At 33.4% G+C, this 14,250-nt stretch carries 10 protein-coding genes; 6 read left to right on the forward strand and 4 right to left on the reverse strand.

The window, feature by feature from the left end; translation table 11 throughout:
* Positions 1-1,301 precede the first annotated feature (1,301 nt).
* Together F6K40_RS25020 and F6K40_RS25025 are read right to left on the reverse strand one after the other, a co-directional pair.
* On the reverse strand, positions 1,302-1,487 hold the full coding sequence (locus F6K40_RS25020) for a hypothetical protein (protein WP_293139809.1): 186 nt from the start codon (positions 1,485-1,487) through the stop codon (positions 1,302-1,304).
* Between the two features lie 1,635 nt (positions 1,488-3,122).
* On the reverse strand, positions 3,123-4,955 hold the full coding sequence (locus F6K40_RS25025; protein ID WP_293139810.1) for an ABC transporter ATP-binding protein: 1,833 nt from the start codon (positions 4,953-4,955) through the stop codon (positions 3,123-3,125).
* Between the two features lie 329 nt (positions 4,956-5,284).
* Here F6K40_RS25025 and F6K40_RS25030 point away from each other — a divergent pair, with 329 nt between their 5' ends.
* The gene (locus F6K40_RS25030; protein ID WP_293139811.1) at positions 5,285-5,803 is read left to right on the forward strand and encodes a GNAT family N-acetyltransferase; all 519 of its coding nucleotides are present in this window, start codon (positions 5,285-5,287) and stop codon (positions 5,801-5,803) included.
* Positions 5,804-6,264: 461 nt separating this feature from the next.
* Positions 6,265-6,948, forward strand: a complete 684-nt coding sequence (gene rppA / locus F6K40_RS25035; protein WP_293139812.1) for a two-component system response regulator RppA — start codon at positions 6,265-6,267, stop codon at positions 6,946-6,948.
* A gap of 303 nt (positions 6,949-7,251) precedes the next feature.
* Here the strand turns inward: rppA and psb30 are convergent, their stop codons facing one another.
* Positions 7,252-7,383: a photosystem II reaction center protein Ycf12/Psb30 gene (gene psb30 / locus F6K40_RS25040; protein ID WP_293139813.1), complete on the reverse strand. Its 132-nt coding sequence runs from the start codon at positions 7,381-7,383 to the stop codon at positions 7,252-7,254.
* Between the two features lie 227 nt (positions 7,384-7,610).
* Between psb30 and F6K40_RS25045 the strand changes: the two genes are divergently transcribed.
* The 3 genes from F6K40_RS25045 (at position 7,611) to F6K40_RS25055 (ending at position 9,636) form a co-directional block, all read left to right on the forward strand.
* Positions 7,611-7,970: a YkgJ family cysteine cluster protein gene (locus tag F6K40_RS25045; RefSeq protein ID WP_293139814.1), complete on the forward strand. Its 360-nt coding sequence runs from the start codon at positions 7,611-7,613 to the stop codon at positions 7,968-7,970.
* A gap of 542 nt (positions 7,971-8,512) precedes the next feature.
* A complete protein-coding gene (locus tag F6K40_RS25050; protein WP_293139815.1) occupies positions 8,513-9,010 on the forward strand; it encodes a TMEM165/GDT1 family protein in 498 nt (165 codons plus the stop codon).
* Between the two features lie 326 nt (positions 9,011-9,336).
* Positions 9,337-9,636 carry a TMEM165/GDT1 family protein gene (locus F6K40_RS25055; RefSeq protein WP_293139816.1) on the forward strand — a complete coding sequence of 100 codons (300 nt, stop codon included), beginning with the start codon at positions 9,337-9,339 and terminating at the stop codon, positions 9,634-9,636.
* 2,031 nt (positions 9,637-11,667) lie between these two features.
* On the opposite strand, the gene F6K40_RS25060 is transcribed toward F6K40_RS25055, so the two are convergent.
* Entirely contained in the window at positions 11,668-12,327 is a 660-nt protein-coding gene (locus F6K40_RS25060; protein WP_293139817.1) for a PEP-CTERM sorting domain-containing protein, read from the reverse strand.
* 435 nt (positions 12,328-12,762) lie between these two features.
* Between F6K40_RS25060 and F6K40_RS25065 the strand changes: the two genes are divergently transcribed.
* Positions 12,763-14,181, forward strand: coding sequence for a helix-turn-helix domain-containing protein (locus tag F6K40_RS25065; RefSeq protein WP_293139818.1), 1,419 nt, complete (start codon positions 12,763-12,765; stop codon positions 14,179-14,181).
* Positions 14,182-14,250 lie beyond the last annotated feature (69 nt).

Below are 14,250 nucleotides of genomic sequence, written 5' to 3' on the forward strand. Positions count from 1 at the left end.
TTTGTGTTTTTGGCCGATTTGATTTGAGTCTATCTGAGCGCACCTTTCCCATTATGTTTATAGTACCATGTCAAGTTTTTTTGTCAATCACCCTTTTTCTCTTTCTACGATTTAACGGTTCTTAATTTCTACTATTTATGGCGCCTCTAGATAAGTTCTGATTTAAGACTTTTAGACACTAGCCTTTCCATGAAGATTTTTTGGAAAAAAATTAGGTCTGAAGCTGCTTTTTTTTAGAGAATGAAAAAAAATCTTTGTGGCTGATTTTTTCTTTCCGATGTTTTAGTAGAAGGTATCAAGATAGCGATCGCTCAAATAATTGGTTATCTAATTTAATTTGACTGTGGCAGTTCGGGAAATTTTGTGTTTTTGGCCGATTTGATTTGAGTCTATCTGAGCGCACCTTTCCCATTATGTTTATAGTACCATGTCAAGTTTTTTTGTCAATCACCCTTTTTCTCTTTCTACGATTTAACGGTTCTTAATTTCTACTATTTATGGCGCCTCTAGATAAGTTCTGATTTAAGACTTTTAGACACTAGCCTTTCCATGAAGATTTTTTGGAAAAAAATTAGGTCTGAAGCTGCTTTTTTTTAGAGAATGAAAAAAAATCTTTGTGGCTGATTTTTTCTTTCCGATGTTTTAGTAGAAGGTATCAAGATAGCGATCGCTCAAATAATTGGTTATCTAATTTAATTTGACTGTGGCAGTTCGGGAAATTTTGTGTTTTTGGCCGATTTGATTTGAGTCTATCTGAGCGCACCTTTCCCATTATGTTTATAATACCATGTCAAGTTTTTAAAGTAAACTACCTTTTTCACTTTTTAGGATTTAACGGCGGTTAATTTCTACTATTTATGGCGGTTCTGGATAAGTCCTAATTCAATACTTTAATAAATTAGCTTTTGCATGAAAATTTTTCGGAAAAAATTAGGTCTCAAGTTTCTCCTTTGTAGAGAATGAAAAAAATCTTTGTGGCTGATTTTTTCATTCCGACGTTTTAGTAGAAGGTATCAAGATAGCGATCGCTGAAATAATCGGTTATCTAATTTAATTTTGCTGTGGCAGTTCGGGAAATTTTGTGTTTTTGGCCGATTTGATTTGAGTCTATCTGAGCGCACCTTTCCCATTATGTTTATAGTATCATGTCAAGTTTTTAAAGTAAACTACCTTTTTTGAGTTTCTAGGATTTAACAGCGGTTAACTTCTACTATTTATGGCGGTTCTGAATAAGTTCTGATTTAATACTTTTTGACACTCGCCTTTCCATGAAGATTTTTCGGGAAAAATTAGGTCTCAAGCTACTTCTTTTTAGAGAATGAAAAAAATCTTTGTGGCTGATTTTTTCTTCCCGATGTTTTTGTGGCAGGTATCAGGATAGCGATCGCTGAAATAATATAGATGTAATTTAATTTTGCTGTTAAGTTCGGGAAACTTTGTGTTTTTGGCCGATTTGATTTGAGTCTATCTGAGCGCACCTTTCCCATTATGTTTATAGTACCATGTCAAGTTTTTAAAGTAAACTACCTTTTTTCAATTTCTAGGATTTAACGGCGGTTAATTTCTACTATTTCTGGCGGTTCTGAATAAGTTCTAATTTAAGACTTTTCAGATACTCGCTTTTCCATGAAGATTTTTCGGAAAAATCAGGTCTCAAGCTGCTCCTTTTTTGAGAATGAAAAAAATCTTTGTGGCTGATTTTTTCTTCTCGATGTTTTAGTAGAAGGTATCAGGATAGCGAGCGCTGAAATCATCGGTTATCTAAATTTAATTTGGCTGTTAAGTTAGGGAAATTTTGCTTTTTTGGCCGATTTGATTTGAGTCTATCTGAGCGCACCTTTCCCATTATGTTTATAGTACCATGTCAAGTTTTTTTGTCAACCACCTTTTTTCAATTTCTAGGATTTAACGGCGGTTAATTTCTACTATTTCTGGCGTTGCTGAATAAGTTCTGATTTTATACTTTCAGAAACTCGCCTTTCCATGAAGATTTTTCGGATTTTGTCAATCTCCCTTTTTCAATTTCTAGGATTTAACGGCGGTTAACTTCTACTATTTATGGCGGTTCTGGATAAGTTCTGATTTCAGACTTTCAGAAACTCGCCTTTCTATGAAGATTTTTCGGAAGAAATTAGGTCTCAAACTTCTCCTTTCAATTTCTAGGATTTAACGGCGGTTAATTTCTACTATTTCTGGCGGTTCTGAATAAGTTCTAATTTAAGACTTTTCAGATACTCGCTTTTCCATGAAGATTTTTCGGAAAAATCAGGTCTCAAGCTGCTCCAATTTCTAGAATGAAAAAAATCTTTGTGGCTGATTTTTTCTTCTTGATGTTTTAGTAGAAGGTATCAGGATAGCGAGCGCTGAAATCATCGGTTATCTAAATTTAATTTTGCTGTGGCAGTTCGGGAAATTTTGCTTTTTTGGCCGATTTGATTTGAGTCTATCTGAGCGCACCTTTCCCATTATGTTTATAGTACCATGTCAAGTTTTTTTGTCAACCACCTTTTTCTCTTTCTAGGATTTAACGGCGGTTAATTTCTACTATTTCTGGCGGTTCTGTTTGGAGTTCTAATTTAAGACTTTGAGAAGCTAGCCTTTCCCTGAAGATTTTTCGGAAAAAATTAGGTCTCAAGCTGCTCCTTTTTAGAATATGAAAAAAATCTTTGTTGCTGATTTTTTTTCCCCCGATGTTTTTGTGGCAGGTATCAGGATAGCGATGCTCAAATAATCAGTTATGTAATTTAATTTTGCTGTGGCAGTTCGGGAAATTTTGTGTTTTTGGCCGATTTGATTTGAGTCTATCTGAGCGCACCTTTCCCATTATGTTTATAGTACCATGTCAAGTTTTTTTGTCAATCTCCATTTTTCACTTTTTCGGAGTTAACGGCGCTTAAATTCTACTATTTATGGCGCTTCTGGATAAGTTCTGATTTAATACTTTCATAAACTCGTCTTTCCATGAATATTTTTTGGGAAAATTTAGGTCTCAAACTTCTTCTTTTTAGAGGATGAAAAAAATCTTTTTCCTAACAAAGGCTATATCAATTTTTCTCTTCCCCCTCTCCCCACACTCCCCACACTTCCCCCTCTCCCCACACTTCCCACACTCCCCACACTCCCTAATTCCCTAACATTTGCAATTTATATAAACCAGCATAAAGACCATCTTTTTGTAATAATTCCTGATGAGTACCCGACTCAATTAACTCTCCTCTTTTCAACACCAAAATTCGGTCAACATTTCTAATAGTCGAAAGTCGATGAGCAATAATAATAGCCGTTCGTTCTGCTAAAAGTCGTTCTAATGCTGATTGAATTAAAGCTTCTGTTGCCACATCTAAACTAGCAGTTGCTTCATCAAGTACCAAAATTCTAGGATTACGAATAGCAGCACGAGCAAATGCTAATAACTGTTTTTGACCTCCAGAAAGATTAGCTCCTCGTTCTCGCAATTGAGTATTATATCCTTGGGGTAATTCAGAAATAAATTGATCTATATTTGTGCTTTTTGCTGAAGCTTGAATTTCCTCAAATGAATAATTTTCTCCCAAAGTAATATTACTTTTTACATCTCCAGCAAATAAAAATCCATCTTGGAGAATCACGCCAATATGTTTTCGTAATTCTGCTTGAGGTAAGTCTTTAATATTAATTCCATCAACCAAAATCCTACCTTGATTAACATCATATAAACGACAAAGTAAACGAATAATAGAACTTTTTCCTGCTCCAGTCGGACCTACTAAAGCAATTTTTTCTCCTGGTTTAATAGTGAAGTTAAGATTTTGCAGAACATATTCATTTGGTTTATAACAAAACCAGACATTTTCAAATTTAATTTCACCTATTTGAGAACCATTAATTGGAGTTAGAAGTAATTTTTTAGCTTCTACTTCTGGATCGAGAATTTCAACTTTTTCATTAAGGAGATTCGTAATACGTTCAACGGCAGTTAAACCTGCTTGGATAGCTGTGAATTTTTCGGCAAACTGTCGTAAGGGATCGAATAAACGTTGAGCATATAAAATGAAAGAAGATAGAGTACCAAAGTCTAGATTTTCTGCTAAAACAAATCGCCCTCCAAAAAATAAAACTACGGCGATCGCCATTAAAGAAATCCATTCTAAAATACCTGAAATAGCAGAGTCATAAAAAATTGTTTTATCTACTTCTTTAACATAGTTCAGATTATTAACTTTATATAACTCTGAGTTAAATTTTTCTCGCCGAAATAATTGCACTACTCCAATGCCAATTAAATTTTCTTGTAGTTGAGCATTTAAACCAGAAAGTTCATCTCTAGATTTGTAATTAGCTTCCCGATATTGTTGCTGGAAATAGATAATAATTGCTGTTACTGGCACAATCATTAATATTAGCATTAAAGCCAATTGCCATTGGAGAGTAAACATAGTAATAGCAATGATGAAAATCGAAAATAAATCGCTGACAATACCAATAGCACCTGTAGAAAATACATCTCCTAAAGCTTCAACATCGCTCGTAAGACGAGTAATTAATTTTCCGACAGGGGTAGTGTCAAAAAATCTGACTCCTAAAGAAAGAACGTGCTTAAATAAATCATTTCTAATATCAGCAGTAATTTGTTGTCCGAGTTTTTGTACTAAAAAGCCTTGTATAGATTGAAATATAAGCCGGATAATAATAGTTAGCATTAATACAATTGCTAAAATATTCAATCCTTTAGATAATGATATTTGTTGGAGAAATAACCAAGTTTTTTCTCCTAAAATTAGAGAAATTGCTTGTCCGATTAACAGTGGTTGAATTGCCCCTGAAATTGATAATGGAAATAATAATATTAGTGAGACAATTACTAAAACTTTGTGACGGAGGCCGTAGTTTAGCAACCGTTGAATTAATTGCCAGTCTGTGGAGGGATTTTTACTTCCGTATTTATTACTATTGGTGTCGGGCGAGACATTGCTCATAGATTTTTTTCTTACACTTTGGGTAATAGGATGTTTTATAAGGTAGCATAAATGAGTAATGAGTAATGAGTAATGAGTAGGGAGTAGGGAGTAGGGGGAAAGAATTGAGGGTTTATACTTGATAATTGAGGAGTAATGAGTAATGAGTAGGGAGTAGGGGGAAAGAATTGAGGGTTTATACTTGATAATTGATTTTATTTTGGATTTTTGAAGATGTCTATTTATTTATAGTAATTGTTATGAGCGCTGAATCCTTACATTTTTAATAATTAATAATTGAGAATAAAAATATAATTATGATGTTTTAAATTGAAACAGAAAGATTAAAATTGAGACAATTTAAGAGCCAAGATTTAGATGAATTATATGGGTTGTATAGTAATCCAAAAGTAATGAAATATGTCGGTAAAGGTATCCTCACAAAAGCAGAAACAAAAACCAGAATATTGAAGATAATTGAGAGTTGGAAAAAAAATAATTTTGGAATGTGGTCAGTAGTTCATAAAATAGACAATAAAATGATAGGTTGTTGCGGACTTTGTTTCCTAGATAATACTCTGGAAATTGAGCTTGGTTATTTATTAAATCCTGCATATTGGCATCAAGGATTAGCAACAGAAGTAGCAAAAACAAGTTTAAGATATGGATTTGAAGAGTTCAAATTAAAGGAAATTGTAGGGATAGCTCAACCTGAAAATATTGCCTCTCAAAAAGTTATGGAAAAACTGGCAATAAAATATGAAAAAGATGCTAATTATTATCAAATTAATATGGTATATTATAAAATTTTCAGAAAAGAATATCATCCTGATAGTTCGTTATATGTTCTACACAGAAAAAGTGTATAAATGTTGATAAAATAATCGTTGCTACTCTGTATTTAAAATTGATAATTAGAGATAACTGTTATTAATCAATAATTGATATTTTCTTGATAGTTTTTATGATCCATTATTTATTAAAAAGATTTCCTTATTTTCAATTCCCTAACGGTTTTAACCAGAGATAATTATCCATTATCCATCATCCATTAATAAACTTTTCCCTGTTGCCTATAACTAGAGTTTTGTAATATTCTTTTTTCTCGCTTAGTATTAGGGTATGTTGGGTTTATCCTACGGATAAGCTCCGCTTTTCATGTCGCGGAGGGTTAACGTTTGCGGAGCATGACCTTAGGAACGTTTTGCTAAAGCAAAACGTTCCTCAACCCAACCTACAGTATTATAACTGCTTGTCTAAACTGAATAGAATATTATGTTCAAATAATCAATGATAATAAACACCTATTCACAATCATTATTTTGATAAAATGCAGATTCTTTTAGTAGATGATGAACCAGAATTAACTTCTCCTCTGAGTCGTGCTTTGAATAGAGAGGGGTATAATGTTGATGTTGCTGATAATGGAAAAATAGGTTGTCAAATGGCAATTCAGGGTAACTATGATTTGCTGATTTTAGATTGGATGTTACCCCAAAAAACAGGATTGGAAATTTGTCAAAAGTTGCGATCGCACCACGACTATACCCCAGTTTTATTTCTTACTGCTAAAGATACCATAGATGACCGTGTTTCAGGATTAGATGCTGGTGCAGATGATTATTTAGTTAAACCTTTTGAATTACGAGAATTATTAGCGAGAGTTCGAGCTTTATTACGTCGTGCTTTTACTATTGAAGCAACTACAACTCAGCAAAATTTACAGGTAGGAAATATAGAATTAGATATAGAAAATCAAGTTGCTTATCGTAGTGGGCAAATGATTAACTTATCAGAAAAAGAATGTAAATTACTAGCATATTTTATGAATTATCCGGGTCAACTTTTAACTCATCAAAAAATTTATGAATATTTGTGGGGAGAAGGGGAGCAACCAAGTAGTAATGTCTTAGCGGCACAAGTACGTCTATTACGAAGAAAAATAGAAGCAACTGGGGAGTCACCATTAATTCATACTATTTATCGCAAAGGTTATCGGTTTGGAGAACTATAGAATTTAGAATTTAGAATTTAAAATTTAGAATTTAAAATTTAGAATTTAGAATTCAGGAGTGGAATTCCCAACAGGGAATAAATTGGAGACGGATAATAATGCCTTAAATGGTGCGTTACAACAGATTCCTAAATACCTTTCACAGCTTAAATTTTATCTGTCTAACGCACCCTACTGGACTGTTTCATCTAAAATGGTGCGTTACGACGGATTGCTTAATCCCTTTCATAGTCTTAATTTAAGCCGTCTAACACACCCTACAATTTTGCACTACCTACAACCTAATGCTCTACACGAAAAGTATTAAAGATCGCCACCCCGAAGTGCTAGTAACACAATTACTACCGGGCCAGCAATCACAACCATGGCCAGCATTGTTAACTGGGCAATAGTTTCAAAGTTAATATTGCTGAAAAAATCAGTTAAAAACCCCATATTTCCTCTAGAAATTAATAAAATATATACTGAACTGGAAAACCGTTATTTATTCTATCAAGCGATCGCCTCTCTCATTTAATAAACTTTACAAAACTCAATAATTAAGTTTCCTACAATCAATAGGCCAATGAATAATTGATAATTGATAATGAAAACTATACTAAGTGGATTTGATATACAATAATAGTTTTGGGTTTTGAATTTTAATTTTTACTGAAAAAAGCATGGTTACTTGGCGTTGTGTAAAAAATTGTGGTGCTTGTTGTTACTTAGAACCGACAGAGCGCCCAGAATTAGAAGAATATTTATCTCCAGAAGAGGTAGAGCATTACATGAATTTAATCGGGGCAGATGGATGGTGTATAAATTACAACTATTTGACTAAAGAATGTCGTATTTATTCTGATAGGCCAAGATTTTGTCGAGTCCAAGCGGATACTTTTAAAGAAATGTACGGCATTGAACCAGAAGAATTAAATGAATTTGCCATTGATTGTTGTCAGCAACACATTGGAGATATGTATGGCGAGCATAGTCTAGAAATGGTTCGGTTTAATCATGTAGTAGGCATTTTCAATAATTAATAATTAACAATTAATAATTAATAATTCATACAGCAGATTTCGAGCAAATGAAGTACAGGTTAAATAATGGATAATGGATAATTACCTCTCCCTTTTAGGGAGAGGATTGACCAAAAAGGAAAAAATAAATTTTTTCCCCTTTATTGGGGAGGCTTTAAACCTGAATTATCTAATTATTTAATTGTTTAATTGTTTAATTATTTCGGTAAATGGTTAAAATATTATAGTGCGGGCATCTTGCCCGCGACTGGTGTACTTCATAACAACGAGAACCGCTGTAATTTCAGTTATCAGTACCTCTACAATAAGGAGGCTTGATATAAGGAATATTCTCTTTTTTATCTACCTTAAAAGGGGAGGCTTTAGACCACAATTTTTCGGTAATTAATTATTCGGTAAGTATTTGACATTTAAAGTGATTATCTGAAACAATAGAATTGGATTGAAAAAAAACTATAGCGTTTCCTAGGTTCATAAGGTACATCTATATTTTATTCTCTATTTATTGTGTCCTAAAACCTAGAATTTTGTACCTCACAAGTATGGGTATTGCTATAGATATATTCAGTAATTTAGTAATTTATTATAGTTATTCAGTGAAATTTTTCCCGATGAGTGAAAATACAGCTAAAACGGAAATAGATCAAGAAGTTTCTGAGAGCTTACCTCTGCAAGTTAGCTCAGAAAAAGGTGAAATTTTACCTCCTACTAATTCTCAATCAGAACCAGAAGAAATAAAGGTACAAAAAACAGGAGCATGGGCAGTATTTGCTTCAACTTTTGTGACAATACTTTTAGCAGAAATAGGAGATAAAACTCAGATTACTACTTTGCTAATGACTGCCGAATCTCAATCTCCTTGGATAGTATTTGCAGGTGCAGGTAGTGCGTTAGTAACTACAAGTTTATTGGGAGTATTGTTAGGGCAATGGTTAGCTAATCACCTCTCTCCAAAAACTATAGAAAGGTCAGCAGGAATTATTTTATTACTAATATCTTTGACTTTAATTGTAGAAGTTTTTTATGAAAATTTTGCTTAAGTATTTAGCTATTAGCAGTCAGCTAGGTGTGCTTTTTAATGAATGAAGCAATCATTTGTTTAACTTCTACTACATTTTAAGCAAAAGAAAAGAGTTGTATTTGATTAAATTTTTTTTTCTTACTGATTACTTCTTGAATACTTGGCATGGGAGCAAGATGCTCCCACTCGGATGTCTCCCAACAAAAATTAGCAGACAACTTCCAACCATTACAATGCACTATTACCTAAATATTTGATTAAAAATTTTCTTCTTCCTCATTACTTATTACTTATTACTTATTACTTCTTCCTCATTACTTATTACTCATTACTTATTAACTAACTATGGATTGGCAACTTTTAGGTTTAAGTTTTATCGCTGTTTTCCTATCTGAATTAGGAGATAAAAGTCAATTAGCAGCGATCGCTCTAGGTGGATCTTCAAAATTTCCCCAAGCGGTATTTTTAGGTACTGCATCTGCTCTAGTATTGACGAGTTTTTTAGGAGTTTTATTAGGGCAAGGAATGGCAGAAATTTTACCAACAAATATAGTAAAAATTCTGGCTGCAACTGGATTTGCTTTTATGGGGCTTCGTCTTTTATTATCTGGTGAAGAGGAAGCGGAAGAGTCTGAAAGTAATTAAGTTTCAATATAGTAATCCTAAATGATTGGTGAAAAAAACTGTAGGGGTTTGGTCTCCAAATCCCTTTGATTTTGTGTTGGAAAACCAAACCTCTACTAGAAAATTTTAGAACCTAATTTAGGATGACTATATATTATTGACTTCTGATGAATTTTCGGCAGATTTATCTATTTCTGAAATAGCTTTATCCTAGCTATTTAACTCTGTGGAGCTGTAGCGATCGCGAACTTATTGAAGTAAATTATCTGATTCTATTATTGTCTGTTTAATTTTGGCTTTTTGGTGAAAAAAACTGTAGGGGTTTGGTTTCCAAATCCCTTTGATTTTGTGTTGGGAAACCAAACCCCTAGGATAAAATTTTAGAACCTAATTTAGGATGGCTATATATTATTTACTTCTGATGAATTTTCGGCAGATTTATCTATTTCTGAAATAGCTTGAGCGTAGGGATATAACTCCGTTCCGCTGTGGCGATCGCGAACTTATTTAAGATAAATTATCTGATTCTATTATTGTCTCTTTAATTTTCGCTTTTTGGTGAAAAAAACTGTAGGGGTTTGGTCTCCAAATCCCTTTGATGTTGGGTGGGGAAACCAAACCCCTAGGATAAAATTTTAGAACCTAATTATAGTTAATTTTCAATATAGTAATCCTAAATGATTGGTGAAAAAAACTGTAGGGGTTTGGTCTCCAAATCCCTTTGATTTTGTGTTGGGAAACCAAGCCCCTAGGATAAAATTTTAGAACCTAATTTAGGATGGCTATATATTATTTACTTCTGATGAATTTTCAGCAGATTTATCTATATTATGAAATAGCTTTATCGTAACTATTTAACTCTGTTCCGCTGTGGCGATCGCGAACTTATTGAAGTAAATTATCTGATTCTATTATTGTCTCTTTAATTTTGGCTTTTTGGTGAAAAAAACTGTAGGGGTTTGGTCTCCAAATCCCTTTGATTTTGGGTGGGAAAACCAAACCCCTAGGATGAAATGTTAGAACCTAATTTAGGATGGCTATATATTATTTACTTCTGATGAATTTTCGGCAGATTTATCTATATTATGAAATAGCTTTATCGTAACTATTTAACTCTGTTCCGCTGTGGCGATCGCGAACTTATTGAAGTAAATTATCTGATTCTATTATTGTCTCTTTAATTTTGGCTTTTTGGTGAAAAAACTGTAGGGGTTTGGTTTCCAAATCCCTTTGATTTTGTGTTGGGAAACCAAACCCCTACTATAAAATTTTAGAACCTAATTTAGGATGGTTATATATTATTTACTTCTGCCGAAAATTCATCAGATTTATCTATTTCTGAAATAGCTTTATCGTAGGGATATAACTCCGTTCCGCTGTCACGATCGCGAACTTATTGAAGTAAATTATCTGATTCTATTATTGTCTCTTTAATTTTGGCTTTTTGGTGAAAAAATTGTAGGGGTTTGGTTTCCAAATCCCTTTGATTTTGGGTGGGGAAACCAAATCCCTACTCTAAAATTTTAGAACCTAATTTAGGATGACTATCTATTATTTACTTCTGATGAATTTTCGGCAGATTTATCTATTTCTAAAATAGCTTAATCCTAGCTATTTAACTCTGTGGAGCTGTAGCGATCGCGAAGTTCTGGAGGTAAATCGTTTCGTTCCATTTCTGTCTCTTTAATTTTGGCTTTTTGTAGATTAGTTTCATAGTGGGGAGAACGAATTTTTTGATTTTTTTATTGTCTGCGGAAGAGGAATCAGAAGAGTCTGAAAATAGTTAAGTTTCAATATAGTAATCCTAAATGATTGGTGAAAAAAACTGTAGGGGTTTGGTCTCCAAATCCCTTTGATTTTGACTGGGAAAACTAAACCCCTACTAGAAAATTTTAGAACCTAATTTAGGATGACTATATATTATTTACTTCTGATGAATTTTCGGCAGATTTATCTATTTCTGAAATAGCTTTATCCTAGCCATAGAATTCTGTTCCGCTTGTATAAATATCCGGGGATTATATTACCTGGAAGTCAACGGATTTAATCTGATTAACTGCGACGTTGACGTTTATAGCCAAATAAAGCGATCGCTGCTAAACCTAACATTCCCACTGTAGTTGTTGGTTCGGGAGTTGATTCTATTTCTTGTTCTACTGTCAACTCTAGTTCTGCGTAAGAAATGAGAGCATCATCCTGATAAAACCAGGGAATTATATTAGTAACAGGATCGAATGAATTAATAATATCTGCCGAGGTAAACCCAAAGTCTAGCAATTCTATAGAAATTGTACCTGTAGTTCCCTGTGCAGGGATACCAGGAATATCAGGTATATTGATCCCTTTTACACCAGGAATTCCAGTGACATCCGTTGTAACTCCAAAATTAACAGAAGATAGAGTCAAAGTTAGAACAGCGGAGTCTAAAGGAGTAGAAACTGAAAAAAGTGCTAGGTTACTGTCACTTGAGAAATCAAATAACCACTCTGTTACTTCATCAGCTCCATCACCTGTAGGCAAACTTGGGATAACTGGATTTTGTAGAATCAGAAAGTCTCCATTCTGTAAATCTCCTCCAACAATAGGAGTTGGGTTAGAAGAACCAGTGGCAGTAGCTTTGATAGAAATAGCAAGTGCTTTATTAGGAACCCATAAAGTCAAGGTTGTCAAAATAGCTAAAAACGGTAAGGATGAGCAATTTTTTCTGAGCATATCTTTATCTCCTCAATAAGAAAAGTAATACTTTGTCTGGCTAAATTTCTCAAGTATCCAACACATCGTCAACAATATTTTACACTTCTTTGGGTAACTCTTTTTCTCAAAAAATTAGAGATAATAATTTATCTTTAGCCAATCGAAGTAATTCCGTCAAGACTTACGCATAACCACCATATTTGGTAGGAGCAAATAGAATTTCCCCTCTACAGATAGCTTATTATTTAAGAGTTTGCGTAAATCCTGTTAATGTTTGCCATTCTTAAATTCCATCACAAATTTTTTTTCTTGTCAATATAGGGAATAGTCGGCAGAAGTAGGGAATTTTATAATCGAAAAATCTCCTTTTTGCCATTAAATTTGATTAAAAAAATTATGGTGTAGGATAATGTCGGACTAAAATATATAAAACTTCCCTATTGACCTAAATTTATGGATATCCAAGAAATTTTAAATTTAGCCGATCGCCTCATCTTTGAAAAAACAGGAAAACATTTAGACGACCTACAACAAGTCGTATTAAGAGGTACTTTTCAAGGTAAGAAATATTCAGAAATTGCTCAAGAATTTCAATGTACTAATGGTCATGTTAGAGATGTCGCTTCAGAATTATGGAAAACTTTTTCAGAGACTTTCGGAGAACAAGTAAATAAATCTAATCTACGCACTACACTTTATAGATGGCAGTTTTCCATAGTTTCATCCCCAAATATAGAAAAAGATTTTGTAGGAATTAATAATATAAATTTTTGCCCTGAAACTTCCCCTTCTTCAGAAACTATAAATCCAGAAAATTTGACTCAACCAAATATCAACAAACCCCAGACTATTCCCAAACCAAAAATCGACCTCTCAGATGCACCAGACTATAAAAAATTCTACGGTAGAACTCAGGAAATCAAAACTCTCAAAAAATGGATTATCCAAGAACAAAAAAAATTAGTAATCCTCCACGGAATAAATGGCATTGGCAAAACAACATTAGCTCTCCAACTCATCAAAAATATTCAAAATAAATTCGACTATATAATTTGGCAAAGTCTGCGAGACTCCCCACCACTCAAAACAATTCAAACCCGCCTCATTCAATTTATCTCTCACCATAATTCCACTCTCCAAACCTCAGAAAATTCCCATCTTTTAGAAAACTTGAGAAAGCACCGTTGCCTCATCATATTAGATGACATCCAAACAATATTTAACAGTGGCAAACTAGCAAGTCATTACACTCCAGAACATCAAAACTACAGTCAATTTTTCCAACTTATCGCCCAACTCTCCCATCAGAGTTGTTGCCTAATCATTAGTAGAGAAAACCTCAGAGAAATTAGTACAACTAAAAATACATTCGTTCGTTCATTACACCTCAAAAATTTAGATAACCAAGCAGCTACAAAAATTCTCAAAGACCAAGATTTACAAGTAGACGATCAATGGCAAAAATTGATTGATTTTTATCACGGCAACCCAACTTGGTTAAATATAATTGCCACAACCATTAACGATATATTCAGTGGAAGTATCTCAGAATTATTTCAATATGACTCTCTATTTTTAGATGCAGACATCAAAGAATTATTACATCAGCAACTTTCCCGTTTATCAGAATTAGAAAAACAAGTAATCTCTCACTTAGCAACCAAAACCAAACCAGTAGCTATTTCAAATTTATTAGATAATTTACAAATACCACCCTCAGACTTATTGAATATTCTTAAATCTTTGCAGCGACGTTCCCTAATAGAAAAACAAGAAAACAACTTTACTCTTTTACCTTTGCTGAAGCAGTATATTTTATCCAATGAAGTAGAGGCGAATTGCCATTCCTCTCTACATTCTTGCAGTGACTAAATTTGATAGGAGCAAGTTAGTTCAAACAACATTTTTACCTGGGTTTGGTCTCCAAACCCAGGTAAAAAT

Source organism: Okeania sp. SIO3I5 (assembly GCF_010672085.1).
Lineage (GTDB): Bacteria > Cyanobacteriota > Cyanobacteriia > Cyanobacteriales > Microcoleaceae > Trichodesmium.

Excerpts from the sequence above, each read along its gene's own strand:
- F6K40_RS25045 (WP_293139814.1), top strand. The coding sequence starts at position 7,611 with ATGGTTACTTGGCGTTGTGTAAAAAATTGTGGTGCTTGTTGTTACTTA.
- F6K40_RS25025 (WP_293139810.1), bottom strand. The coding sequence starts at position 4,955 with ATGAGCAATGTCTCGCCCGACACCAATAGTAATAAATACGGAAGTAAA.
- F6K40_RS25050 (WP_293139815.1), top strand. The coding sequence starts at position 8,513 with ATGGGTATTGCTATAGATATATTCAGTAATTTAGTAATTTATTATAGT.
- psb30 (WP_293139813.1), bottom strand. The coding sequence starts at position 7,383 with ATGGGGTTTTTAACTGATTTTTTCAGCAATATTAACTTTGAAACTATT.
- F6K40_RS25055 (WP_293139816.1), top strand. The coding sequence starts at position 9,337 with ATGGATTGGCAACTTTTAGGTTTAAGTTTTATCGCTGTTTTCCTATCT.
- F6K40_RS25065 (WP_293139818.1), top strand. The coding sequence starts at position 12,763 with ATGGATATCCAAGAAATTTTAAATTTAGCCGATCGCCTCATCTTTGAA.
- F6K40_RS25020 (WP_293139809.1), bottom strand. The coding sequence starts at position 1,487 with ATGGGAAAGGTGCGCTCAGATAGACTCAAATCAAATCGGCCAAAAACA.
- F6K40_RS25060 (WP_293139817.1), bottom strand. The coding sequence starts at position 12,327 with ATGCTCAGAAAAAATTGCTCATCCTTACCGTTTTTAGCTATTTTGACA.
- rppA (WP_293139812.1), top strand. The coding sequence starts at position 6,265 with ATGCAGATTCTTTTAGTAGATGATGAACCAGAATTAACTTCTCCTCTG.